At 69.0% G+C, this 24,169-nt stretch carries 20 protein-coding genes; 14 read left to right on the forward strand and 6 right to left on the reverse strand.

Annotated features, from left to right (window positions below; all coding sequences use genetic code 11):
* Positions 1-169: 169 nt before the first annotated feature.
* The 4 genes from AB0C16_RS30265 to AB0C16_RS30280 form a co-directional block, all read right to left on the reverse strand.
* The gene (locus tag AB0C16_RS30265) at positions 170-496 is read right to left on the reverse strand and encodes a hypothetical protein (RefSeq protein ID WP_357687723.1); all 327 of its coding nucleotides are present in this window, start codon (positions 494-496) and stop codon (positions 170-172) included.
* 318 nt (positions 497-814) lie between these two features.
* Complete coding sequence (locus AB0C16_RS30270) at positions 815-991, reverse strand: DUF6104 family protein (RefSeq protein WP_357687724.1); 177 nt, start codon at positions 989-991, stop codon at positions 815-817.
* Positions 992-1,148: 157 nt separating this feature from the next.
* Positions 1,149-4,811 carry a multifunctional oxoglutarate decarboxylase/oxoglutarate dehydrogenase thiamine pyrophosphate-binding subunit/dihydrolipoyllysine-residue succinyltransferase subunit gene (locus AB0C16_RS30275; protein WP_357687762.1) on the reverse strand — a complete coding sequence of 1,221 codons (3,663 nt, stop codon included), beginning with the start codon at positions 4,809-4,811 and terminating at the stop codon, positions 1,149-1,151.
* Positions 4,812-5,015: 204 nt separating this feature from the next.
* Positions 5,016-5,660, reverse strand: coding sequence for a phenylalanine--tRNA ligase beta subunit-related protein (locus AB0C16_RS30280; RefSeq protein WP_357687726.1), 645 nt, complete (start codon positions 5,658-5,660; stop codon positions 5,016-5,018).
* 73 nt (positions 5,661-5,733) lie between these two features.
* On the opposite strand from AB0C16_RS30280, the gene AB0C16_RS30285 reads away from it, so the two are divergent.
* The 14 genes from AB0C16_RS30285 to AB0C16_RS30350 all read left to right on the forward strand — a co-directional run bounded on the left by AB0C16_RS30285 (position 5,734) and on the right by AB0C16_RS30350 (position 23,054).
* Positions 5,734-6,477 carry a helix-turn-helix domain-containing protein gene (locus tag AB0C16_RS30285; protein ID WP_357687728.1) on the forward strand — a complete coding sequence of 248 codons (744 nt, stop codon included), beginning with the start codon at positions 5,734-5,736 and terminating at the stop codon, positions 6,475-6,477.
* The gene (locus tag AB0C16_RS30290; protein WP_357687730.1) at positions 6,474-7,754 is read left to right on the forward strand and encodes an MFS transporter; all 1,281 of its coding nucleotides are present in this window, start codon (positions 6,474-6,476) and stop codon (positions 7,752-7,754) included. Before AB0C16_RS30285 ends, AB0C16_RS30290 begins: the two co-directional genes overlap by 4 nt.
* A gap of 63 nt (positions 7,755-7,817) precedes the next feature.
* Positions 7,818-8,882, forward strand: a complete 1,065-nt coding sequence (locus tag AB0C16_RS30295; protein ID WP_357687731.1) for an MBL fold metallo-hydrolase — start codon at positions 7,818-7,820, stop codon at positions 8,880-8,882.
* An 83-nt stretch (positions 8,883-8,965) separates the two neighbouring features.
* Positions 8,966-9,838 carry an SDR family oxidoreductase gene (locus tag AB0C16_RS30300; protein WP_357687733.1) on the forward strand — a complete coding sequence of 291 codons (873 nt, stop codon included), beginning with the start codon at positions 8,966-8,968 and terminating at the stop codon, positions 9,836-9,838.
* Positions 9,839-10,115: 277 nt separating this feature from the next.
* Positions 10,116-11,273 (forward strand): ROK family transcriptional regulator, encoded by a 1,158-nt coding sequence (locus AB0C16_RS30305; protein ID WP_357687735.1) that lies wholly within the window; start codon positions 10,116-10,118, stop codon positions 11,271-11,273.
* 49 nt (positions 11,274-11,322) lie between these two features.
* Positions 11,323-12,810: a sugar ABC transporter ATP-binding protein gene (locus AB0C16_RS30310; RefSeq protein ID WP_357687737.1), complete on the forward strand. Its 1,488-nt coding sequence runs from the start codon at positions 11,323-11,325 to the stop codon at positions 12,808-12,810.
* Entirely contained in the window at positions 12,810-13,850 is a 1,041-nt protein-coding gene (locus AB0C16_RS30315) for an ABC transporter permease (protein ID WP_357687739.1), read from the forward strand. The genes AB0C16_RS30310 and AB0C16_RS30315 overlap by 1 nt, the downstream gene beginning before the upstream one ends.
* Positions 13,847-14,890 (forward strand): ABC transporter substrate-binding protein, encoded by a 1,044-nt coding sequence (locus tag AB0C16_RS30320; protein WP_357687741.1) that lies wholly within the window; start codon positions 13,847-13,849, stop codon positions 14,888-14,890. Before AB0C16_RS30315 ends, AB0C16_RS30320 begins: the two co-directional genes overlap by 4 nt.
* An 11-nt stretch (positions 14,891-14,901) precedes the next feature.
* The gene (locus AB0C16_RS30325) at positions 14,902-16,059 is read left to right on the forward strand and encodes a Gfo/Idh/MocA family oxidoreductase (RefSeq protein ID WP_357687743.1); all 1,158 of its coding nucleotides are present in this window, start codon (positions 14,902-14,904) and stop codon (positions 16,057-16,059) included.
* Positions 16,056-17,060, forward strand: a complete 1,005-nt coding sequence (locus AB0C16_RS30330) for a sugar phosphate isomerase/epimerase family protein (protein ID WP_357687745.1) — start codon at positions 16,056-16,058, stop codon at positions 17,058-17,060. The genes AB0C16_RS30325 and AB0C16_RS30330 overlap by 4 nt, the downstream gene beginning before the upstream one ends.
* A 401-nt stretch (positions 17,061-17,461) precedes the next feature.
* Positions 17,462-18,439: an ABC transporter permease gene (locus tag AB0C16_RS30335; protein ID WP_357687747.1), complete on the forward strand. Its 978-nt coding sequence runs from the start codon at positions 17,462-17,464 to the stop codon at positions 18,437-18,439.
* Positions 18,440-19,279 carry an ABC transporter permease gene (locus AB0C16_RS30340; protein WP_357687749.1) on the forward strand — a complete coding sequence of 280 codons (840 nt, stop codon included), beginning with the start codon at positions 18,440-18,442 and terminating at the stop codon, positions 19,277-19,279.
* On the forward strand, positions 19,276-21,345 hold the full coding sequence (locus AB0C16_RS30345) for an ABC transporter ATP-binding protein (RefSeq protein ID WP_357687751.1): 2,070 nt from the start codon (positions 19,276-19,278) through the stop codon (positions 21,343-21,345). Before AB0C16_RS30340 ends, AB0C16_RS30345 begins: the two co-directional genes overlap by 4 nt.
* Positions 21,342-23,054: an ABC transporter family substrate-binding protein gene (locus tag AB0C16_RS30350; protein WP_357687753.1), complete on the forward strand. Its 1,713-nt coding sequence runs from the start codon at positions 21,342-21,344 to the stop codon at positions 23,052-23,054. Before AB0C16_RS30345 ends, AB0C16_RS30350 begins: the two co-directional genes overlap by 4 nt.
* A 220-nt stretch (positions 23,055-23,274) precedes the next feature.
* Here the strand turns inward: AB0C16_RS30350 and AB0C16_RS30355 are convergent, their stop codons facing one another.
* Both AB0C16_RS30355 and AB0C16_RS30360 read right to left on the reverse strand, forming a co-directional pair.
* Positions 23,275-23,487, reverse strand: coding sequence for a DUF397 domain-containing protein (locus AB0C16_RS30355; protein ID WP_357687754.1), 213 nt, complete (start codon positions 23,485-23,487; stop codon positions 23,275-23,277).
* Between the two features lie 17 nt (positions 23,488-23,504).
* A complete protein-coding gene (locus AB0C16_RS30360) occupies positions 23,505-23,714 on the reverse strand; it encodes a helix-turn-helix domain-containing protein (protein ID WP_357687756.1) in 210 nt (69 codons plus the stop codon).
* Positions 23,715-24,169 lie beyond the last annotated feature (455 nt).

Genomic DNA, 24,169 nt, shown 5'->3' on the forward strand with positions numbered 1-24,169 from the left:
GTTTGCTGGTGGACTTTTTCTCCGTTTTTGTACTGGCAGGCTGGTTCAACGCAGAGCGCAACAGGGGGCGGACAGGACCCATGGGCGGTCCGCCCACCTCGGACGCGGAGCTGGAGGGAGCGCGTTCACCAGGCTCCTCGGAAGCCGACCACGGCTCGGGGGAGCGCTGCTACAGGGACGACGCCCGGCCGTCACTCCTGTGCCGAGCGGTCGCCTCGGCCAGTGGGGCGGGAGCCCCCTCCGGGGCGAAGGTGATCACGATGTATCGGCCGTTGGCATAGCTGACCACAGGCCGCTGAAGTATCTCGCCCACCCTGCGGGCGACCCCCTGGAACAGCTCCACCATCTCCGGCGTGTCGGCGCTCACCCTGAACCGTCCGTTGGCGACGAGCTGCTGGGCCACGAAGGGGGAGAAGTTGGCCTCGCCCCTGGCCTTCTCCTCCGCGCTGAGAGGGGTGTGCCGGCGCGCGGGCTGCGTGCCGAGAGGATGGGTCATCGCTGAGCTCCTTGTGATCGCCGGCCCCCAGCATGCCATCCGCGCCTCCCGCGCCGGAACCACGACCGGGCATTCGGCGACTCGCCAGGTGGGGGCGTGATGGGGCGATGAGTTTCGGGCGCGGAGCCTGTCTCCCTTGGTACAGAGGTCAGCACAGACCTGGCGACAGATGGGAGTACGACGGAAGACGACCAGCAGCGGCTGCGTGCTCAACGTCTATCAGCCGGCGGGCAAGCCGACGTACGGCGACTTCAGCCAGGCCGGCCAGGCCGGGTGATGACGCGGGCGACGCGCAGGGCGATCCACCTTCGGAACGCTCTAGTCGTCCTCGTCGTCGAGGCGGGCGAGCCAGGTGGCCAGCCGCTCGACCGGCGTCTCGAACTCAGGATTGAGATCGACGAACTCGCGCAGCCGCTCGCTCAGCCAGAGCAGGCTGACCTCCTCCTCGCCGCGCCGCTCGGCGAGCTCCTCGATCCCCCGATCGGTGAAGTACATGGCGCTCCTGTTCACTCGTTCCGCGGCCGTGGGACGAGGTCGCCTGCCGGGACCCGGGCATCGGCACGGCCAGGCCCGACTCTAGTCAGCGCGTCGACCTTTTCAGGACGCGGTTAGCAGCAGGCCCCCGCCCGAAGGCGGGGGCCTACCTGATGGGTCAGCCGAACAGCTGGTGGATGATCTCCTGGAGCTCGTTGTCGTGAGCGGAGTGCGAACCCGTCGCGGGCGAGCTGTTGGCCGCCCGGGAGACGCGCCTCAGCGAGCGACCGCCGAGGAGCTGCGGGTCCTCCGCCAGCTTGAGCGTGAGGTAGGGCCACGGACCCATGTTGGTCGGCTCGTCCTGGGCCCAGACCAGCTCGGCCTGCGAGCCGTAGCGGGCCAGCTCGGCCGTGAGCTCGTCGGCCGGGAACGGGTAGAGCCGCTCCAGGCGGACGATCGCCACGTCGTCACGCTCCGACTGGTCGCGCCCGGCCAGCAGGTCGTAGTAGACCTTGCCGGAGCAGAGCACCACCTTGGTGACCTTGGCCGGGTCGACCGTGGTGTCGCTCAGGACCGGCTGGAAGGTGCCGGCGGTGAAGTCGGCCGCCTCCGACGTCGCCCGCTTGTGACGGAGCAGCGACTTGGGCGTGAAGACCACCATCGGCTTGTGCCGGCCCGACTCGACCTGCCAGCGCAGCAGGTGGAAGTAGTTGGCCGGGGTGGTGGGCTGCGCGACCGTCATGTTGTCGAGCGCGCAGACCTGGAGGAACCGCTCGATGCGGGCCGAGGAGTGGTCGGGCCCCTGACCCTCGTAGCCGTGCGGCAGGAGCAGCACGACACCCGACTTCTGGCCCCACTTCTGCTCACCGGACGAGATGAACTCGTCGATGATCGTCTGGGCGCCGTTGACGAAGTCGCCGAACTGCGCCTCCCAGGCCACCAGGGCATCGGGACGCACGACGCTGTAGCCGTACTCGAAGCCGAGCGCCGCGAACTCGCTGAGCAGCGAGTCGTAGACGTAGAACTTCGTGGTGCCGTGGTTGAAGGTCTTGAGCGGTGTGTGCTCCGCGCCGGTCATCCGGTCGACCAGCACCGCGTGGCGCTGGGTGAACGTGCCTCGCCGAGAGTCCTGGCCGACCAGGCGGACCGGGTGGCCGTCGATGAGCAGCGAGCCGAACGCCAGCGTCTCACCCATGGCCCAGTCGATCGTGCCGTGCTCCACCATCTGGCCACGCCGCTGGAGCACCGGCGCGAGGCGCGGGTGCGGGGTGAAGCCCTCAGGCAGGTTGAGCTGGGTGTCGACGATGCGCTTGAGCGTCTCGTCGCTGATCGCGGTGGGGGTGTCGGCGTGCGACCACTTGACGACCTCGGCCGGTGGCACGCGCATCGCGCCCGCCTCAAGCGGCTTCTTGGTCGCCTCGCGGGTCTCGGTGAACGCCTGCTCCAGCTTGGCCTGGTAGTCGCGCAGCGCCTGCTCGGCCTCCTCGACCGTGATGTCGCCCCGGCCGATCAGCGCCTCGGTGTAGAGCTTGCGGGTCGAGCGCTTGGCGTCGATCAGGTCGTACATCAGCGGCTGGGTGAAGGCCGGGTTGTCGCCCTCGTTGTGACCGCGGCGGCGGTAGCAGATGAGGTCGATCACCACGTCCTTGCGGAACGCCTGGCGGTATTCGTAGGCCAGCTCGCCCACGCGCACCACGGCCTCGGGGTCGTCGCCGTTGACGTGGAAGATCGGCGCCTGGATCATCCGCGCGACGTCGGTGGCGTAGACCGAGGAACGGGACGACGCCGGCGACGTCGTGAACCCGACCTGGTTGTTGACCACCACGTGCACGGTGCCGCCGGTGCGGTAGCCGCGCAGCTGCGACAGGTTGAGCGTCTCGGCCACGACGCCCTGGCCGGCGAAGGCCGCGTCGCCGTGGACGAGGACCGGCAGGACCGTGAAGCCCTCCTCGCCGCGCTCCAGCAGGTCCTGCTTGGCGCGGACGACGCCTTCGAGCACCGGGTCGACCGCCTCCAGGTGGGACGGGTTGGCGACCACCGACGCGGTGATCGTCTTGCCGCTGGGCGCGGTGAACGTGCCCGACGCGCCGAGGTGGTATTTCACGTCACCGGAGCCGTGCGCGGTGCGCGGGTCGATGTTGCCCTCGAACTCGCCGAAGATCTGCCCGTAGGACTTGCCCACGATGTTGGCCAGCACGTTGAGCCGGCCGCGGTGGGCCATGCCGATGACGACCTCGTCGAGGTCCTCGTCGGCGGCGTCGCTGATCACCGAGTCGAGCAGCGGGATCAGCGACTCGCCGCCCTCCAGCGAGAAGCGCTTCTGGCCGACGAACTTGGTCTGCAGGAACGTCTCGAACGCCTCGGCGGTGTTGAGGCGGCTGAGGATGTTGAGCTGATCGTCGCGGACGGGGGAGGTGTGCGGCTTCTCCACCCGGGCCTGGATCCAGGCCCGCTCCTCGGGGTTTTGGATGTGCATGTACTCGATGCCGACCGTGCGGCAGTAGGAGTCGCGCAGCACGCCCAGGATCTCGCGGAGCTTCATCAGCGGGCGCCCGCCGAAACCGCCCGTGGCGAACTCGCGCTCGAGATCCCACAGCGTCAGCCCGTGCGACTGGATGTCGAGGTCGGGGTGCTTACGCTGCTTGTATTCGAGCGGGTCGGTCTCGGCCATGAGGTGGCCGCGCACGCGGTAGGCGTGGATCAGCTCTATGACACGCGCCGACTTGGCCACGTCGTCGTCGTGCGACCACGAGATGTCCTGGACCCAGCGGACCGGCTCGTAGGGGATCCGCAGGGCTTCGAAGATCTCGTCGTAGAAGCCGTCCTCGCCGAGCAGCAGCCGGTGGATCGTGCGCAGGAAGTCGCCCGACTGGGCGCCCTGGATGATCCGGTGGTCGTAGGTGCTGGTCAGCGTCATGACCTTGGACACGGCCAGCCGCGAGAGCGTGTCGGGGGACGCGCCCTGGTATTCGGCCGGGTATTCCATCGCGCCGACGCCGATGATCGTGCCCTGGCCGGGCATCAGGCGGGGCACGGAGTGGACGGTGCCGATCGTGCCGGGGTTGGTGAGCGAGATCGTGGTGCCGGCGAAGTCGTCGACCCCGAGCTTGCCCGCCCGCGCCTTGCGGACCACCTCTTCGTACGCCATCCAGAACTGCCGGAAGTCCATCTTCTCGGCGGCCTTGATGGACGGCACGAGGAGCTGGCGCTCACCGTTGCTCTTCTGCACGTCGATGGCCAGGCCCAGGGCGATGTGCTCGGGCTTGACCAGGGTCGGCTTGCCGTCGACCTCGGTGTAGGAGTAGTTCATCTCCGGCATCGACCTCAGCGCCCTGACCACGGCGTAGCCGATCAGGTGCGTGAAGGAGACCTTGCCGCCGCGACCCCGCTTGAGGTGATTGTTGATCACGATGCGGTTGTCGACGAGCAGCTTGGCAGGGATGGCGCGGACGCTGGTCGCGCTGGGGATGACAAGTGAGGCGTCCATGTTGGCGGCTGTGCGGGCCGCGGCGCCGCGCAGCTTGACCTCTTCGGCGCCCTTGGGCACCGGCGTGGCCGGCTGCTTCGGCTTCACAACGGGGGCCGGAGCGGCCGCCGCCTTGGGCGGCGGAGCCGCCTTCGGAGGTGCCGAGGGAGGAGGCGCGGTCGTGGTGCCGTTTGCCGCCTCCCTGGCCGGGGTCCGGCCCGGTCCATAGTCAGGGTTGTAGTCAGCGAAGAAATTCCACCAGGCCTTGTCAACAGACTCGGGGTCCTGGAGGTACTTCTGGTACAGCTCGTCGACAAGCCATTCGTTCTGACCAAAGCTTGCCAGCGGGTTTGTCCGCGACGACTCAGACGACACGGCGGAAATCGCCCTCTTCCGCAGATCGGCGTTGATGTTAGAGAACTTGTCCAAGGTTACTCGTCCTGGCAGCCGGCGCGTGCAGGAGAGGCCGCGCCGCCACGCCTGATCCTCTCAGGAGGGTCTCAGGAGGTCACGCCTCCCTCGTAGATCCGGGTGGTGCCGTCATTATTACCTTTTGGTATCAACACCTCAACCGGAGGTTTATTTCCTTTCGGACAGCAATCTGGTAGCGATGCGCACTTCGGGGGACAGTTCGGACAGCAGGTCGCCCAGTTCCTCGCCGGCCGTCTTCAGCTCCTCCAGCGTCATGGGCTCCAGCCGCTCCAGGATGAACAGCGCGTTGACGGTCTCCTCGGTGAGCCGGGTGCGCACCACCTGGCGCCAGTTCCACCTGCGGCAGGTGACGCCGACGTCGTCGCGCCAGATCACCTCGCCGGTCTCGGGCCGCCCGAGGGCCTCCTCGGACTCCTCGTCGCCCGCCGCCCTGACCAGCCGTGCCGGGCCGACGTAGTGGTCGAGGTCTTCGCCGCCGATCGGCAGCGCGTGCTTCACGCTGATCGAGTTGTAGGCGTCGACGACCTGGTTGATCTCCGGCAGCGGCAGGCGGCGGGTGAGCGCGTCGACCGACGGGCGGGTGCGGGAGGGTTTGGCGCCGAACGCGCGGTAGGCGTCACGCCACGCCTCGATCTTCTCCGGCTGCGCCGGCCGCGCCGAGGCGTCGGCCAGCCAGGCGCGGGTGCGGTCGTCGGTGGGCCCGTTGCGCAGGCCGCGGGCCGTGACGAGAAGCACCGCGAAGTCGGGACGCAGCGCGAAGACGGACTCGTCCACCCAGATGTCGTCAAGCATGTCGTCGATTTTACGAGAACGCCTACCGCAAAATTCACTTTGCAAAATTGTCTTTGCGGTTTACCCTTCGAGTGTGGAAGAGGCGTACAAGATCAGTGACCCGCGGGTGCTCAAGGTGGTGGCCCACCCGCTGCGGGTGCGGCTGCTCGGCCTGCTGCGCGGCGGCGGCCCGGCGACGGCCAGCGAGCTCGGGCGCACCGTCGGCGAGAGCTCCGGCTCCACCAGCTACCACCTTCGTGAGCTGGCCAAGTACGGCTTCATCGAGGAGGATCCGGAGCGGCGCGACGGCCGGGAGCGCCGGTGGCGCGCCCGCCACCGCTACACCTCCTGGGACAACCTGCAGATGTCGGCCACGCCCGAGGGGCTCGAAGCCGTCCGGATCATGCACCTGCGCCAGGTGGAGGCGCTCGCCCGCGCGGTCGAGGAGTACGACGAGGGCGGCTGGCCCGAGGACTGGGTCGAGGTCGCCGGGCTCAGCGACCACCTCGTGTCGCTGCCGCCCGCGGGGCTGCGCGAGCTGGGGAAGCGGGTCGACGACCTGGTGCGCGAGCTCGCCGAGCGCTACGCCGGCGACCCGGGCGCCGCCCAGGTCCACCTCTGGACCGGCGGCTTCCCCCACGCGGCCCGCGGTGACCTCCCGGACACGCCCGGTGGTGATCTTCCGGGCACGCCTGGTGGTGACGTCCCGGGCACGCCCGGTGGTGATCTTCCGGGCATGCTCGGTGGTGATCTTCCGGGTGCGCCGGTTGGGGATCTTTCGGGTGCGGCCGAGGGTGGTTCTTCGCGTACGGCCCGTAGGGGAGGGGGCGGTCGATGACCGGTCGGTCCGCGTTGCGGCGTTACATGGTGGTCAGCTTTCTGACCTGGTTACCGCTGGGCCTGATGATGGCGGTCATGGTGCTGCTGATGACCGGCCGGGGGCTGAGCCTCGCCCAGGTGGGCCTGGTCACCACGGCGTTCTCGGCCGTCACGATCGGGCTGGAGTTGCCGACGGGCGGGCTGGCGGACGTCGTCGGGCGGCGGATGGTGCTCGCCCTGTCGGCCGGCTTCACCGTGGCGGCGCTGGTGATGATGGCGGTGTCCACCACCGTGTGGATGTTCCTGGTGACGGGGGTGCTGAAGGGGGTCGCCCGGGCCCTGTCCAGCGGGCCCGCCACCTCCTGGTACGTCGACACGCTGCACGATCTCGAAGGCCGCGACGCCGATCTCAAGCCGGGGCTGGCGCGGGGTGGCGCCATGGAGTCGGCGGCGCTCTGCCTGGGCGTGCTGGCGGGCGGCTTCGTGCCGCTGCTGGTGCCGCCGGGCGGCCCGATCCCGCCGCTGGCCGTGCCGCCCCTCGTGGGCGCTGTGGCCGCGAGCGTGCTGCTGGTCGTGGTGGTGCTCGCGTTGCCCGAGCCGTCACACGTCAGCCGGTCGCTCGGCGCGGTGCTGCGTGAGGTGCCGCGGACCGTGGCCGGGGGGCTGCGGATGGCAGCTCGCGGCGCGTTGCTGCGCCGCCTGATGCTGGCCGCCGCGGCCTCCGGGGTCGCGCTCGCCGCCGTTGAGTTGCTCACTCCGGGCCGGCTGGCCGACCTGGCGGGCACGGACGAGCTCGGCAGCACCGCCTATGCCGTCGTGGCCGCGCTCGGGTTCGCCGGGAGCGCGGCGGGCAGCGCGATCGGCCCGTGGGCTGCCCGGGTCGCCGGCGGCTCGGCGCGCGGGGCGGCGGCGGGCGTCGTGCTGACCGCGCTCTCGATCGGCGGCCTCGCGGCCACGGCCGGGCTGGACGGCGTGGCCGGGTTCGCGACCGCCGGGCTGGCCTATGTGGTCATGTTCGCCGGGCTCTCGGGGGCCGGGATGCTCTGCCTGGAGATGACCCACAAGGCCGTCACCGCCGCCCAGCGCAACACGGTCGCCTCGACCGGCTCGCTCTCGCTCCAGGCCGGAGCGGGCCTGTCCAACCTGGCGTTCGGCGCGCTCGCCACCCAGGCGGGCACGGCCGCGGCCTGGTCCCTGGCCGCCGTCCTGGTGCTCGTCTCCGTGCTGCTGTTCGTCCGCCTGCCGGCCCTCGGCGCGCACGAGGACGCCCCGGCCCTGCTCGGCACCGGACGGTGATCGGGGAGGTGGGTGGCGACCCCAGTAGAACGTAGTTCGGGAAACAAGGGCACAATCAAGGGCATGGCGAAGTTCGTGGTGACCCCATCCAGCGAGGCGCAGCGTGCGGCGTGGCTCGGCGGCACGATGCCGGAAGTCGAGCGGGTGCGACCGGGGCTGTGGTCGGTTCCGGTGCCGATTCCGATCAACCCGTTGCGGTACGTGCTGGTGTACGTGCTGGAGCTGGCCGACGGGGTGGCGATCATCGACGCCGGGTGGGACACCGACGAGGCCTACTCGGCCCTGGTCGCCGGGCTCCGGACCGCCGGTTACGCCATCACCGACGTCAAGGGGGTGCTGGTCACCCACATCCACCCCGACCACTACGGGCTGGCCGGACGCATCCGGGAGAGGTCGGGCGCCTGGATCGCGCTGCACCCCGCCGACGCCGGCCTGCTGCACGAGCGCTACGACGACAGCGCCATCGACTCGCTGGTGCGCAAGGAGCGGGCGCTGCTCGACCGGTGCGGCGTGCCCGCCTCGACGCTGGACGAGCTGGCGGGGGCGTCGATGATGATCAGGCACATGGTCTCGATGGCCAAGCCCGACCGGCTGGTCGAGGACGGCGAGGAGCTCGGGCTGCCCGGCTGGGACCTGCGGGCCATCTGGACGCCCGGGCACTCGCCGGGTCACCTCTGCTTCGTGTCGCCCTCCCGCAAGGTGCTGTTCTCCGGCGACCACGTGCTGGCCAGGATCACGCCCATCGTGGCCGTGCACCCGCAGTCCACGCCGAACCCGCTGGCCGACTACCTCGACTCGCTGGCCGCCGTGGGCAAGCTGGACGTGGACGAGGTGCTGCCCGCGCACGAGTACCGGTTCCTGGAGCTGGCCCAGCGGGTCGACTACGTGATCACCCACCACGACGAGCGGCTGGCCGAGATCGAGAGCGTGGTCGGCGCGGCCGACGGGATCAGCTGCTGGGACATCGCCACCCGGCTGACCTGGTCGCGGCCCTGGGAGACGATCCCGCCCTTCATGCGCCGCTCGGCCAACAACGAGACGCTGGCCCACCTGGTCTGGCTCGAGGCCCGGGGCCGGGTACGCCGCACCGGCGGCGAGCCGGAGCTGTGGTTTACCGCCTCCCGTTAGCCCCGGCCAGGGTCGGTCACGGTTCCCGTCGTTCGGGTTATTGTGCTCGTACTAGAACGATGTTCTCTTGCGCTGGAGGTTCGATGCTTCGGTTCGATGACAGAGTCGCGATCGTCACGGGGGCGGGACACGGCCTCGGCAGGTCACACGCGCTCCTGCTGGCCGAGCGGGGCGCGAAGGTCGTCGTCAACGACCTGGGCGGCGCGCTCGACGGCACCGGCGCCTCCACGGGCCCGGCCGCGGACGTGGTCGAGCTCATCACCAAGAACGGCGGCCAGGCCGTCGCCAACACCGACAACGTCGCCACCCCCGAGGGCGCCCGGGCGATCGTCCAGGCCGCGGTCGACGCGTTCGGCGGGATCGACATCGTCGTCAACAACGCGGGCATCCTGCGTGACCGGTCGTTCGGCAAGATGACGGTCGAGGACTTCGACAACGTGCTCGCGGTGCACGTACGCGGCTCCTACCTGGTCAGCCAGGCCGCCTACCCGTACATGAAGGAGGCCGGCTACGGCCGTGTCGTCAACACCTCCAGCCCGGCCGGCCTGTTCGGCAACTTCGGCCAGGCCAACTACTCCACGGCCAAGATGGGCCTGGTCGGCCTGACCAAGACGATCGGCATCGAGGGGGCCCGCAACGGCATCAAGGCCAACGCCATCGCGCCGATCGCCTGGACCCGGATGACCGAGTCGCTGCTGCCCGCCGAGTTCGAGGCCACGTTCACGCCGGAGCGGGTCAGCGCGCTGGTCGCCTACCTGGTGCACGACTCGTGCGAGGTGAGCGGCGAGGTGTTCAGCGTGGGCGGCGGCCGGGTGGCGCGGGTGTTCGTGGCCGAGGGGCCCGGCTGGAAGACCGACGACCTCACGCCGGAGACGGTGGCGGACAACTGGGACGCGGTCATGGCCGAGCAGCCGTACGTGCTCACGGCCGCCGACTCGATGAAGGCGATGCTCTAAGGATGCTCTAAGGATGCTCTAAGGATGCTCTAAGGATGCTCTAGGCAGGTCACATCGGCGGTGGGGACGGCCCGCCCAGGAGGGTGGCTCTCCACCGTCGTGCCGACGACCAGAGGTGGCGCGGCCGCTCGTCGCCGAGCGGCGACCGCGGCACGTCCGGTTCAGGTCCGGTTCGGGTCATGAAAAATCGGGCTTTGTTCGATCATTGGCGGAAGTCAGCCAAGTTCGGATGGTTCTCGCTCTTGATTTGCCGCATCGGTGATCTTATTGTCGCGGCATGACCCCCACTCCGGGCTCGCCCGGTGATGTCCTGACGCTGATCAGCGCGGGCTCCGCGACGACCCGGTCCGACCTGGCCAGGCTCACCGGCCTGGCCCGATCCACGATCTCCCAGCGAGTCGACGCGCTGATCGAGCGCGGCCTCGTCGAGGAGACCGAGAGCGGCGAGTCCACCGGCGGCCGCCCGCCGCGTCACCTCCGCCTCCACACCGAGGACCACGTGTTCGGCGGCGTCGACCTGGGCGCCACCCACTGCCGCATCGCGCTGATGGACATGTCCGGCGAGGTGCTGGCCGAGTGCGAAGACCCCCTGCTGGTGGCCGAAGGGCCCGAGGTGGTCCTGGCCCACGTCGACGACCGGCTCGACCGGCTGCTGACCGTGGCGGGCCGGCCCCGGACGGCGCTCAGGGCGCTGGGCATGGGGGTGCCGGGGCCGGTCGAGTTCGCCACGGGCCGGCCGAACAACCCGCCGATCATGCCCGGCTGGAACGACTACCCGATCCCCGAGCACTTCGCGGACTGCGCCGTGCTCGTCGACAACGACGTGAACGTGATGGCCCTCGGAGAGCAGCGCAACGCGTTCCCCGAGACCCGCCACCTGCTGTTCGTCAAGGTCGGCACCGGCATCGGCTGCGGCATCGTGGCCGAGGGCAGGCTGCACCGCGGCGCGCAGGGGTCGGCGGGCGACATCGGCCACATCCGCGTGTCCGGGCACGAGGACGCGGGCTGCCGGTGCGGCAACAGCGCCTGCCTGGAGGCGGTCGCCGGAGGGGCCGCCGTCGCGCGGCGGCTCACCGAGCTGGGCGTGCCCGCCGAGACGGGCGCCGACGTGGTCGCGCTCGTGCAGGCGGGCAGCACGCAGGCGCTGCGGCTGGTCAGGGAGGCCGGCCGGCTCATCGGCGAGGTGCTCGCCGGCCTGGTCAACTTCTTCAACCCCGAGGTCATCGTCATCGGCGGCGCCCTGTCGCGGGTCCACGAGCACCTGCTCGCGGGCGTCAGGGAGACCGTCTACCGCAGGTCACTGCCGCTGGCCACCCACCACCTGTCGATCGTGCCGAGCCGCACCGGCATCAACGCCGCCGCGCTGGGCGCCGGGATCCTGGCGATCGAGCACTACCTGTCACCCGACAACATCAACCGCATCGTCAACGCCTAGAACTCCTAGAACTCCTAGAACGCTCAGAACGTCTACCAGGGAGACCCCGATGCTGGTCATGAGGGGAATCGTCAAGCAGTTTCCCGGCGTGCGCGCGCTGGACGGGGTGGACCTCGACGTCCGGGCCGGCGAGGTGCACTGCCTGCTCGGCCAGAACGGCGCCGGAAAGTCCACGCTCATCAAGGTGCTGGCCGGGGTCCACCGGCCCGACGAGGGCACGATCGAGTTCAACGGCGCACCGGTGAGCCCCGGCAGCCCCAACGACGCCATCCGGCTCGGCTTCGCCACCATCTACCAGGAGCTGGACCTGGTCGACGGGCTGAGCGTGGCCGAGAACATCTTCCTCGGCCACGAGCACGCCCGCCTCGGCTTCGTGAACCGCGCCGCCGGCAACCGGGCCGCCCGCGAGGTGCTGACCCGGCTCGGCCATCCGGAGATCCGGCCCGGAACCGAGGTGGGGCGGCTGTCACCGGCGGCCAAGCAGGTGGTCTCGATGGCCCGCGCGCTCTCCCACGACGCCCGGCTGATCATCATGGACGAGCCGTCGGCCGCGCTCGCCCACGACGAGGTCGCCAACCTCTTCCGGATCATCCGCGAGCTCACCGCGCAGGGCGTGGCCGTCGTCTACATCTCCCACCGGCTGGAGGAGATCCGCGAGATCGGCGACCGGGTCACGGTGCTCAAGGACGGCCGCACGGTCGCGGTCGGCCTGCCCGCCCGCGACACGCCGACCTCCCGGATCGTCTCGCTGATGACCGGCCGCAACGTCGAGTACGTCTTCCCGCCCCGCGCCTCCCGCGAGCCCGGCGACGAAGTGCTCCGGGTCGAGGACCTGACCTCGCCCGGCGCGTTCGCCGGGGTCTCCCTCTCGGTGCGCGCGGGCGAGATCGTCGGGCTGGCCGGGCTGGTCGGCTCCGGCCGCTCGGAGATCCTGGAGGCGGTGTACGGCGCGCGCGCCGCGTCCGGGCGGGTCGTGCTGGCCGGAGAGCGGTTACGCCGCGGCGGCGTGGTCCGCGCGGTGCGGCACGGCATGGGCCTGGCCCCCGAGGAACGCAAGGCCCAGGCGTTGCTGCTCGACCAGAGCGTGACTGCCAACATCACCCTGGGCAGCCTGCCGGAGTTCGCCAGGTTCGGCTGGGTCGACCGGGCCCGCGAGCGGGCCGAGGCCGGACGGCTGGTGGAGGCGCTCGACATCCGGCCGCCCGACCCCGAACGGCCGATCAAGACCCTGTCCGGCGGCAACCAGCAGAAGGCCGTGCTGGCCCGCTGGCTGCTCGGCGGGCGCAAGCTGCTCCTGCTCGACGAGCCGACCCGGGGTGTGGACGTCGGCGCCCGGGCCGAGCTCTACGCGGTGATCCGCGGCCTTGCCGAGCAGGGCATCGGCGTGCTGCTCGTCTCCAGCGAGGTGCCGGAGGTGCTCGGCCTGGCCGACCGCGTCCTGGTGCTGCGCGAGGGGACCGTCATCCACGAGGGCGCCGCCGAAGACCTCGACGAGCACCGCGTACTCGACATGATCATGGAGGGGAGAGCCGCCTGATGAGCGAACCCGGAAGGCCGTCGGCGCAGGCCCGGGAGCCGGGCGCGGCCGAGGCGCCGCCAGGGCGCGCGGCCGTGCTGAGGTCCGGTGCGCTGGGCCGGTTAGGCGAGATGCGGCACCTGGGGCTGTTCGTGGCGATCGGCCTGCTGGTGATCGTCGGCCTGGTCACCAAACCGGACAACTTCGCCACCACTTCCAACGTGGTCAGCATGCTGTCGCTGGCCGCCACGATCGGCGTGATCACGGTCGGCGCGACGTTCGTGATCATCGGAGGCGGCATCGACCTGTCGGTGGGCGCCATCATGGCCCTCGCCTCGGTCTGGGCGACCACCCTGGCCACGCAGGAGTTCGGGCCGTTCGTCATGGCGGTCTGCGCGATCCTGGTCGGCACCGGCGCGGGCCTGGTCAACGGACTGCTCATCGCCTACGGGCGGCTGGTGCCGTTCATCGCCACCCTGGCCATGCTCGTCGCCGCGCGCGGCCTGGCCCAGCGGATGTCCGACCGCAAGACCCAGCTCATCCAGACCGGCAACTCCGCCATCGTGGACCTGTCGACGACCCGGGTGCTCGGCATCCCGCTGCTCGTCTACGTCTTCGCGCTGGTCGTGGTGCTCGGCTGGATCCTGCTCAACCGCACGACGTTCGGCCGCCGCACCTACGCGGTCGGCGGAAACCCCGAGGCGGCCCGGCTCGCCGGCATCGACGTGCGCAGGCACACCATGCTTCTGTACGCGCTGTCGGGCCTGTGCTGCGGCATCGCCGCGATCCTCATCATGGCGCGCACCACGACCGGCTCGTCCACCCACGGCGACCTGTACGAACTCGACGCCATCGCGGCCGTCATCATCGGCGGCACCCTGCTCACCGGCGGCCGGGGCACGATCATCGGCTCCATCCTCGGCCTGCTCATCTTCACGCTCATCACCAACCTGTTCATCCTCAACGGTCTCAACACCAGCGACCAGCTGATCGCGAAGGGCCTGATCATCGTCGTCGCCGTCCTTCTCCAGCGGCGGAACCTGAAAGAGAGAGCACCATGACCGAGAACGTCGCGCGCAGAGGCTTCCTCGTCGGCGGAGCCGTCCTGTTAGCCGCGGGCTGCACCAGCAACGAGCCGGCCGCCGCGCCGGCCAGCGCCGCGGCGCCCGCCCCGGCGGCGAGCGGCAACGACCAGCCCGGCACCAAGGTCGTGATCGGCTTCTCCGCTCCGGCGGCCGACCACGGCTGGATCGCGGCCATCGCCAAGAACGCCGAGGCCACCGCGAAGCAGTACGCCGACGTCGAGTTCAAGCCCGTCGAGCCGACGAACGACATCAACCAGCAGATCTCCGCCGTCGAGTCGCTGATCGCGGCCAAGGTGGCGGCGCTGGTGATCCTGCCCAACGATGGCCAGCAGCTCAACCAGGTCGCGCTGCAGGCCACCGCGGCCGGGATCCCGGTGATCAACCTCGACCGCATCTTCCCCGACAAGCTGGCCTACCGGACCTGGATCGGCGGCGACAACTACGGCATGGGCGTGGCCGCCGGCCACTACATCGGCGCCAAGCTGAAGGAGAAGGGCGTCTCCAACCCGGTCATCGTGGAGATCCAGGGCATCGCCACGCTGCCGCTGACGCAGGACCGCAGCAAGGGCTTCGCCGACGCGCTCAAGACGTACGGCTTCAGCGTCACCGCCAAGCAGGACGCCAAGTTCACGGTCGAGACCGGCAACCAGGTGGCGGCCGGCCTGCTGCAGGCCCACAAGAAGATCGACGCGCTGTGGAACCACGACGACGACCAGGGCGTCGGCGTGCTCGCCGCGATCAAGGAGGCGAACCGGAGCGAGTTCGTCATGGTCGGCGGCGCGGGCTCGCTGAACGCGATGAAGGAGATCCAGTCGGGTGGTTCGGTGTTGGAGGCCACGGTCACCTACAGCCCCACGATGGCCTCCTCGGCGATCAAACTCGCCCGTCTGATCGCCCAGGGGAAGGGCATGAGTGACCTCGTGGAGAACCAAGTTCCGCAGTCGATCACGCTCGCGTCCGAGACCATCACCAAGGAGAACGTAGAGAAGTATCTGCCACTCGGCTTCGAATCCTGATCGGGGGCTGCATGTCAGACAGAACCACCGTCGGCGTGGGAATGGTGGGCTACGCGTTCATGGGCCGGGTCCACTCCCAGGCCTGGCGCAATGTGGGGGCCTTCTTCGACCTGCCGCTGGCACCGCGGATGGCGGTGCTGGCCGGCAGGTCGAAGGAGCACACCGCGGCCGCCGCCGCCCGCCTCGGCTGGGCGGACATCGAGACCGACTGGAGAGAGCTGGTCCGGCGCGACGACGTGCAGATCGTCGACATCTGCACGCCCGGCGACTCCCACGCCGAGATCGCCATCGCGGCGCTGCGCGCCGGCAAGCACGTGCTCTGCGAGAAACCGCTGGCCAACACCGTCGCCGAGGCCGAGGCCATGGTCGAGGCGGCGGCCGGGGCGCCGGGCCGGAACATGGTCGCGTTCAACTACCGGCGGGTGCCCGCGATCGCGCTGGCCCGCCGGCTGGTCGAGGAGGGCCGGCTCGGCGAGATCCGGCACGTGCGCGCGCAGTATCTCCAGGACTGGATCGTCGATCCCGGGTTCCCGCTGGTGTGGCGGCTCCAGAAGGACAAGGCGGGGTCGGGCGCGCTCGGCGACATCGGCGCGCACATCATCGACACCGCCCAGTTCGTCACCGGCCAGCACGTGGTGGGCGTCTCGGCCCTGACCGAGACGTTCATCAACGAACGCCCGCTGCCGGAGTCCTCGGCCGGGCTGAGCGGCTCCGGCGGCGGCTCGGCCACGGGCCCCGTCACCGTCGACGACGCCGCGCTGTTCATCGGACGGCTCTCCGGCGGCGCGCTGGCCTCCTTCGAGGCCACCCGGTTCGCCACCGGGCGCAAGAACGCGCTCCGCATCGAGATCAACGGCTCGCTCGGCAGCCTCGCCTTCGACTTCGAGGCGATGAACGAGCTGTGGGTCAGCGAGGGAGGCGGCGGCTTCACCCGGATCCTGGTCACCGAGCCCGACCACCCGTACGTCGGCGCCTGGTGGCCGCCGGGGCACGGCCTCGGCTACGAGCACACCTTCACCCACGAGATCAAGGACTTCCTGGAAGCGATCGCCCAGGGCACCGACCCGTCACCGTCGTTCGCCGACGGGCTGCGGGTGCAGCGGGTGCTGGCGGCGGTCGAGCGGAGCGCGGCTGACTCCAGCCGCTACACAGCCGTGGAGGAGACATGAGACCGGTCACGTTGTTCACCGGCCAGTGGGCCGACCTGCCGTTCGAGGAGGTGTGCCGGCTGGCGGCCGAATGGGGCTACGACGGTCTCGAGATCGCCTGCTCGGGCGACCACTTCGACGTGGCACAGGCCGTCGCCGACCCCTCGTACGTCGAGCAGAAGCACGCCCAGCTCGACAAGCACGGCCTCAAGGTGTGGACCATCTCCAACCACCTGGTGGGCCAGGCCGTCTGCGACCACCCCATCGACGAGCGTCACAAGGCCATCCTCCCGGCGCGCGTCTGGGGCACCGGTGACCCCGAGTCCGTGCGCCGGGCCGCGGCCGAGGACATGAAGAACACCGCGCGGGCCGCCGCGCTGCTGGGCGTCGACACCGTCGTGGGCTTCACCGGCTCGTCGATCTGGCACACGGTGGCCATGTTCCCGCCGGTGCCCGCCTCGATGGTGGAGGCCGGCTACCAGGACTTCGCCGACCGGTGGAACCCGATCCTCGACGTCTTCGACGAGGTGGGCGTCCGCTTCGCGCACGAGATCCACCCGAGCGAGATCGCCTACGACTACGTCACCACGCAGCGCACGCTGGAGGCGATCGGCCACCGGCCGGCCTTCGGCCTCAACTGGGACCCGTCGCACATGGTCTGGCAGGACCTCGACCCGGTGGCGTTCATCCTCGACTTCGCCGACCGGATCTACCACGTCGACTGCAAGGACACCCGCGTGCGGGTCGGCGACGGCCGGCGCGGCCGCCTCTCCTCGCACCTGCCCTGGGCCGACCTGCGGCGCGGCTGGGACTTCGTGTCCACCGGCCGCGGCGACGTGCCGTGGGAGGACTGCTTCCGGGCGCTCAACTCGATCGGCTACACCGGCCCGATCTCGATCGAGTGGGAGGACGCCGGCATGGACCGGCTGGACGGGGCCAAGGAGGCGCTCGGCTACATCCGCCGGCTCAACTCCATCACCCCGCCCACCACCTCCTTCGACGCGGCCTTCTCCACCACCTGAACCGACCAGGCAGGGGCGGGTTCCTAACCCGAGAGCCCTCTTGGTGAAAGGGTACGGATCGTCCTTTCACCAAGAGGGTGATGGATCGGTATCGACAATGTATGTCCGGGTTTCGTCACGGTTTATATATGAATTTCGTGACATAGCCGATCGTCGGGCGTTTTTTGGAGGTGGTGAATAGTCGCATTCGTGCAGGTCATCGGGCATATGAGGCTAGTTGGATAAGTGTGGTTACCTGACTGTTACGACTGGCTGCTGTCGATCGCTCCTTTTTGTCCGATATTCTCCCGCTTGCTAGTCATCTCGCGCCACGTGTTTTTGCTGGGGTGAGATGGCTTTTTGTGCGGGGGGCTTCCTGCCTGGCGTGCCTCTGGGCCCCCGTTCAGCGTGAACGGAGGGCGATGGGCAGGTACCTGCTACGCAGGTTGGCGATTAATGTGGTCTTGGTCGCGATCGCGGCCAGCCTGGCGTACATGCTCGCCGCGACCACCATGAACCCCCGCGGCGCGTACGAGGGGCGTCAGCCCCCGGTCGCCGAGGCCGTCATCGACGCGACGCTCGACGCCTACAACCTCAACGACAAGACCCCCGTGTTCCAGCGCTACCTGACCTGGGCATCGGGCGTCGTCACCGGAGACTTCGGCAAGACCTGGAACGGCGGCTCGGTCAACGACGAGATGGGCCGGCGGATCGGGGTCAGCCTCCGGCTGCTGTTCGTCGGCACCCTCGTGGGCTTCGTCCTTGGCGTGGGACTGGGCGCCTTCTCCGCCGTCAGGCAGTACAGGCTCAGCGACCGCCTGATCGGGGTCGGCTCCTTCGTGGTCATGGCGGTCCCGGTGTTCGTGCTGGCCACCCTGCTCGCGATCGCCACCTACAGCCTGAACCGCGGGCTGGGGTTCACGCTGATCGAATACACGGGCGAGTACAACCCCAAGCTGACGGGCTGGGACCAGTTCCTCAACCGGCTGAACCACCTGATCCTGCCGACCATCTCGCTCAGCCTCGGCTCGATCGCCTTCTACAGCCGCATCCAGCGCAACATGATGCTCGACGTGCTGGACCAGGACTTCGTCCGGACGGCGATGGCCAAGGGGCTCCGGCGCAGGACCGCGCTGTTCAAGCACGCGCTGCGCACCGCGCTGATCCCCGCGGCCACGTACTTCGCCTTCGCGTTCGGGACGATGCTCACGGGCGCCACCTTCACCGAGAAGATCTTCGCCTGGCACGGCATGGGCGCCTGGTTGATCGACTCGATCAACCAGAACGACGTCAACGCCGTCGCCGCGGTGAGCTTCTTCGCCTCCCTTTGCGTCCTGGTCGCCGCCTTCCTGTCGGACCTGCTGGTGGCGGCCCTCGATCCTCGAGTGCGGGTGAACTAGGTGCGTTCCAAAGTCGTCCTCGGGCGTCTGCTCCGCAACAGGCAGGCCCGCTATGGCTGCATTGCCCTGATCCTGCTGGTGGCGCTGGCCTACGTCGGCCCGTTCGTCGGCGCGTACGAGTGGACGGACAAGGACTTCCGGGCCTTCCTGGCCGCTCCCTCGGCCGACCACTGGTGGGGCACCACCTCGATCGGCCAGGACATGTACGCGGTCACGCTGCGCGGCATGCAGAAGTCGATCATCATCGGGCTGCTGGTGGCGCTCATCTCCACCGGCCTCGCGGCGCTGGTGGGCGCGTTCGCCGGCTACTTCGGCGGCCGGATCGACAGGCTCCTCATGTGGGGCGTCGACCTTCTGCTCGTGCTCCCCAGCTTCCTGATCATCGCGATCATCTCGCCGAGGCTGAAAGGCGGCACCTGGCTCTGGTTCGTGGTGCTGCTCGCGGCGTTCGCCTGGATGATCACCTCCCGGGTGGTGCGCAGCATGACGCTCTCGCTTCGCGAGCGGGAGTACGTCCTGGCCGCGGTCTACATGGGCATCCCACGCTGGAAGATCATCTTCCGCCACATCCTGCCGAACCTGTCCTCCTTACTGATCATCGACGCGACGCTCAACGTCAGTGGCGCGGTCATCGGTGAGGCGGCGCTCTCGTTCTTCGGCTTCGGCATCCAACCGCCCGATGTCTCGCTCGGCACGCTGATCGCGGAGGGCGCCCGCAACGCCACCGGCTACCCATGGCTGTTCGCGTTCCCCGCCGGCCTGCTGGTGGTCCTGGTGCTCAGCATCAACCTGATCGGTGACGGACTGCGTGACGCACTCGACCCGGGGAGCAACTCGTGAGCATCTTGGAGGTCCGCGACCTCACCGTCACCTTCCCCGGCGACATCCAGGCCGTGCGCGGGGTGAGCTACGAGGTCTCCCGCGGTGAGGTGCTCGGCATCGTCGGCGAGTCGGGCTCGGGCAAGTCCGTGACCTCGCTCGCCGTCATGGGCCTGCTGCCGCAGAACGCCGTGGTCAGCGGTTCGGTCCAGTTGCACGGCCAGGAGCTGGTCGGAGTCGACGAGAGGGAACTGACCAGGGTCCGCGGCAAGTCGATCAGCATGATCTTCCAGGACCCGCTGTCGGCGTTCACCCCCGTCTACACCATCGGCGACCAGATCGCCGAGGCCGTCCGCATCCATCAGAAGATGGCCAGGGACAAGGCGGCCAAGCGCGCCGTCGAACTGCTCGACCTGGTCGGCATCCCGCACCCGAACGTGCGGGCCAAGGCCTTCCCGCACGAGTTCTCCGGCGGCATGCGGCAGCGCGCGATGATCGCGATGGCCATCGCCAACGACCCCGACCTGCTGATCTGCGACGAGCCGACCACCGCGCTGGACGTGACCATCCAGGCGCAGGTGCTCGAGGTGCTCAAGACCGCGCAGCGGGAGACGGGCGCCGGCATCGTGATGATCACCCACGACCTGGGAGTCATCGCAGGCATGGCCGACCGGGTGCTCGTCATGTACGCGGGCAAGCCGGTCGAGCAGGGACCCGTGGACGACATCTACTACCGGCCGCGGATGCCGTACACGATGGGGTTGCTGGCGTCGATCCCCCGGATCGACGGCGAGGAGGGGCCGCTGGTCCCCATCGAGGGCACCCCGCCCTCCCCGGCGGCGCTGCCGCCGGGCTGCCCGTTCGCGCCGCGCTGCCCGATGAAGATCGACATGTGCGACGAGGAGGAGCCGCCGCTGGTGGCGATCGGCGGCGGCCGTCAGGTGGCCTGCCTCCGTTCGCGTGAGATCGAGTACAAGGGTCTGACGGGCGCCGACGTGTTCCCGGTCCCGGCCATCCCGCCGAGCGACGTGGTGCGCGTGCCGCGGGACCAGCGCGCGACCGTGCTGGAGCTCACCGACCTCGTCAGGCACTTCCCGCTCATGAAGGGCGCGGTGTTCAAGCGGCGTGTCGGCACCGTGCACGCGGTCGACGGCATCAGCTTCGACATCGCGGAGGGTGAGACGCTGGCCCTGGTCGGCGAGTCCGGCTGCGGCAAGACGACCACGCTGCAGCAGATCATGCAGCTGGCGGCCCCGCAGAGCGGCCGCGTCGTCGTGCTCGGCAAGGACAGCGCCCAACTGGACAAGCCCGCGCGCAAGGCGCTCCGCGCCGACCTGCAGATCGTCTTCCAGGACCCGATGGCGGCGCTCGACCCGCGCATGCCGGTCGGCGACATCGTCGCCGAGCCGCTGCGCGCCCACGGTCACACGAACGTGGCCGGGCGCGTCGCCGAGCTGCTCGAGCTGGTCGGGCTGGCACCGGAGTACGCCCAGCGCTACCCGCAGCACTTCTCCGGCGGCCAGCGCCAGCGCATCGGCATCGCCCGGGCGCTCGCGCTGGACCCGAAGCTCCTCGTGCTCGACGAGCCGGTCTCCGCGCTCGACGTCTCCATCCAGGCCGGCGTCGTCAACCTGCTGGAGGAGCTGAAGAACACCCTGGGGCTGTCGTACCTGTTCGTGGCGCACGACCTGGCCGTGGTCAGGCACCTCGCCGACCGGGTCGCGGTCATGTACCTCGGCCGGATCGCCGAGATCGGCGCCGTCGAGAACGTCTACGACCACCCCGCGCACCCCTACACGCAGGCGCTCCTGTCGGCGATTCCGCTGCCCGACCCCGAGATGGAACGCACCCGCAAGCGGATCCTGCTCGAAGGCGACCTGCCCAGCCCGGCCGACCCCCCATCGGGATGCCGGTTCCGCACCCGTTGCCCCAAGTTCGCCCGCCTCGCCGAGGCAGAGCGGCAGCGCTGTGTGGACGTGGAGCCCACAGTTGACCGGCTCGCGAACACCGTAGATCACGGTGCCGCCTGCCACTACGCGGAGCAGATCGAGGTCATCCCGGCCTCGCAAGACCAGGAGGAAAAGTGAAGGTTCGTTACCAGGCTACGGCGGGACTCGCTGTCCTGGCCATGGCCGTCGCAGCCTGCGGTGGTGGCGGCGGCGACGCCAAGAAGCCCAGTGCCGAGCAGTCGCAGCAGGCACAGCAGCAGATGGCGGAGACCCCTGCCATCAGCATCAACCCGGTCGCCTACGAGCAGGTCAAGGACGGGGGCACGCTGACCCTCGCGATCGGGCAGTGGCCCTCGCAGTGGAACGCCAACCACGTCGACGGCAACCAGTCCGACACCGCGGACATGCTCGACGTGATCATGCCTCAGCTGATGGTGGCGGACGAGGGTGCCACCTACACCCCGAACCCTGACTTCGCGACCGACGTGAAGAACGACATGTCCTCGGGCAAGCAGGTCATCACGTACACGCTCAACGAGAAGGCCGTGTGGTCGGACGGCACGCCGATCACGTGGAAGGACCTCGAGGTCGCCTGGAAGATCAACAGCGGCTCGGACAAGAAGTACAAGCCGGCCTCCACGGACGGGTGGGACCGGATCGAGTCGGTCACCAAGGGCGATTCGGACAAGGTCGCCATCGTGACGTTCTCCAAGCCGTACCCCGAATGGCAGGGCCTGTTCAACCGCGGCACTGCGCACCTCTTCCCCGCCTCCCATATGGAAAAGCCGGAGGCGTACGAGAAGGACTACCTGCAGAAGCTCCCGGTCACCGCCGGGCCCTTCAAGGTGGAGAAGATCGACGAGGGCACCAAGACGCTCACCGTCGTGCGCGACGACAACTGGTGGGGCAAGAAGCCCAAGCTCGACAAGATCATCTTCCGGACGATCGAGACGCCCGCCGCGCAGGTGAACGCCTTCGCCAACGGCGAACTCGACGCCGTGGAGATCCCGCCGGGCAGCCCGGCCGACCTCAAGCGGGCCAAGGAAGTCCCCGACGTGGACGTCCGCAAGGCGTTCAGCCCGAACTGGCGGCACGTCACCGTCAACAACCAGTCCGAGTTCCTGAAGGACAAGTCGGTCCGCCAGGCCATCGCCTACGGGATCGACCGTGACGTGATCACCGAGTCAGACCTGAAGGACATGGACTGGCCGCTCCAGACCCTGGGCAACCACGTCTTCATGAACAACCACAAGGGCTACGTCGACAACTCCGGCGACCTCGGCAAGTACAACCTGGAGAAGGCCAAGCAGCTGCTCGACGCGGCCGGCTGGAAGCAGGAGGGCGAGTACCGCAAGAAGGACGGCAAGGAGTTCGCGCTGAGCTTCGTCGTCCCGGCGGGCGTGCCCTACGCGAAGACGGAGGGCGAGCTGACCCAGGCCATGCTCAAGGAAGCGGGCATCAAGGTCACGATCCGCCCCGTCCCCGATGACAAGTTCTTCACCGACTTCATCATCAAGGGCGACTTCGATCTGGTGCCGTTCTCCTGGATCGGCACGCCGCTGCCGATCGGCTCGCTGCCGCAGATCTACAAGACCGGCTCCGAGAGCAACTTCCCGAAGGGCAGCGACCCCGCTCTCGACGCCGCCATCGACGACGCGGTGGGCGAGATGGACCCGGCCAAGGCCATCGAGAAGGCCAACGTCGCCGACAAGATGATCTGGGAGATGGTGCATACCATCCCGCTGTACCAGCGGCCCGAGATCTCCGCGAGCAAGAAGACGCTCGCCAACTACGGCGCCAGGGGCTACAAGACCTATGACTGGACGCAGGTCGGCTTCACCGGCTGATCTCCGCGCGTCATGAACCCCCGGCCGGGTCTCCGGCCGGGGGTTTCCTTCATCCTCCAGCCAAGCAGGTCGAGCGGAACACCAGGGATGATCTCGCTCGCGAGATCTTCGACCTCCTCACGTTGACCGAACGCCACCGGGCCTTTCATAAACGGTGTAACTCGATCTTGAATTGGTTCTATCGGGTGGTCGGGGTCTGCGCGTGTGGGGGTTGACGAAGCTAGAAGTCGAACTCGCCGCTCTTGGCACCCTCGACGAAGGCCTTCCACACTGATTCACGCACAACGTAGGGGGCCTGCTCGGGATGCTCGGTGTCTCGGATTCCGACATGACCTCCGGGAAGAGGCGCCACCTCGATGCAGTCGCCGCTGTCACCGGACCGCTTCGCCTTGCGCCACGCGGCGTTGTCCAGCAACTCCTTGGTCACTTCCATTGCTGTTCTCTCCCTGATCAGCTGTAGCGAGGCGCATCGGCCACCTCGGTGAACGCCGCGTGCGCCGAACTCCACGACATCCTCATGGTGGCGGCGACCTCTGACACCGGCCGCAGTTGATCGCCGATCGCGGTGGCGGCCAGGCGCCGCGCCGCGCGGCTGATCCTCCTGCCCGGGCCCAGATGGGGAACCTGCTCGGTGAACGAGGCGTGCTCGCGCCAGGGCACATCGCAAGACCAGCGGCGTTTGTGCACCACGAGCGTGAGCGCGTCGGCGCCGATCGGGACGTGCGTGGCCGTCGATGTCGTCCACTGCTCGCGGGGCGTTCGGCCATGGTCCGGCAGCCGGGGCAGATCCGGCCGCCGACTCCCGCGGGCAGCACGTGTACCCGCCGCCCGCCACTCTCATCGGTCTCCACCTCGAAGACCTCCAGACCGATCAGTCCCAGTAGCTGTGACCCTGTATGTTGATCCACGCGCCCGTGTTTCTCGCTTGATCATGTTCCTTTAGACAAGATCGTGATCTTAGAGAACACGGCAATGCCGGTGAGTTAAGGCATTTGTGCTGGTGAGAGCGCTTTTCTTAAGATTGTGATCTTGTAGCTGGCCTTGGTGGCTGGTTGCGCAGTGTCACGCTTCTTGGTTGGAAAGGTGTTCTTGGCCGGCTTCTTGACACGCTCGCA

It is taken from the genome of Nonomuraea sp. NPDC048916 (genome assembly GCF_040649575.1).
Lineage (GTDB): Bacteria > Actinomycetota > Actinomycetes > Streptosporangiales > Streptosporangiaceae > Nonomuraea.

Bases quoted from the DNA above. Each gene is read 5' to 3' on its own strand.
- AB0C16_RS30265 (WP_357687723.1), bottom strand. From the start codon at position 496: ATGACCCATCCTCTCGGCACGCAGCCCGCGCGCCGGCACACCCCTCTC.
- AB0C16_RS30270 (WP_357687724.1), bottom strand. From the start codon at position 991: ATGTACTTCACCGATCGGGGGATCGAGGAGCTCGCCGAGCGGCGCGGC.
- AB0C16_RS30280 (WP_357687726.1), bottom strand. From the start codon at position 5,660: ATGCTTGACGACATCTGGGTGGACGAGTCCGTCTTCGCGCTGCGTCCC.
- AB0C16_RS30290 (WP_357687730.1), top strand. From the start codon at position 6,474: ATGACCGGTCGGTCCGCGTTGCGGCGTTACATGGTGGTCAGCTTTCTG.
- AB0C16_RS30295 (WP_357687731.1), top strand. From the start codon at position 7,818: ATGGCGAAGTTCGTGGTGACCCCATCCAGCGAGGCGCAGCGTGCGGCG.
- AB0C16_RS30300 (WP_357687733.1), top strand. From the start codon at position 8,966: ATGCTTCGGTTCGATGACAGAGTCGCGATCGTCACGGGGGCGGGACAC.
- AB0C16_RS30305 (WP_357687735.1), top strand. From the start codon at position 10,116: ATGACCCCCACTCCGGGCTCGCCCGGTGATGTCCTGACGCTGATCAGC.
- AB0C16_RS30310 (WP_357687737.1), top strand. From the start codon at position 11,323: ATGCTGGTCATGAGGGGAATCGTCAAGCAGTTTCCCGGCGTGCGCGCG.
- AB0C16_RS30315 (WP_357687739.1), top strand. From the start codon at position 12,810: ATGAGCGAACCCGGAAGGCCGTCGGCGCAGGCCCGGGAGCCGGGCGCG.
- AB0C16_RS30320 (WP_357687741.1), top strand. From the start codon at position 13,847: ATGACCGAGAACGTCGCGCGCAGAGGCTTCCTCGTCGGCGGAGCCGTC.
- AB0C16_RS30325 (WP_357687743.1), top strand. From the start codon at position 14,902: ATGTCAGACAGAACCACCGTCGGCGTGGGAATGGTGGGCTACGCGTTC.
- AB0C16_RS30330 (WP_357687745.1), top strand. From the start codon at position 16,056: ATGAGACCGGTCACGTTGTTCACCGGCCAGTGGGCCGACCTGCCGTTC.
- AB0C16_RS30335 (WP_357687747.1), top strand. From the start codon at position 17,462: ATGGGCAGGTACCTGCTACGCAGGTTGGCGATTAATGTGGTCTTGGTC.
- AB0C16_RS30355 (WP_357687754.1), bottom strand. From the start codon at position 23,487: ATGGAAGTGACCAAGGAGTTGCTGGACAACGCCGCGTGGCGCAAGGCG.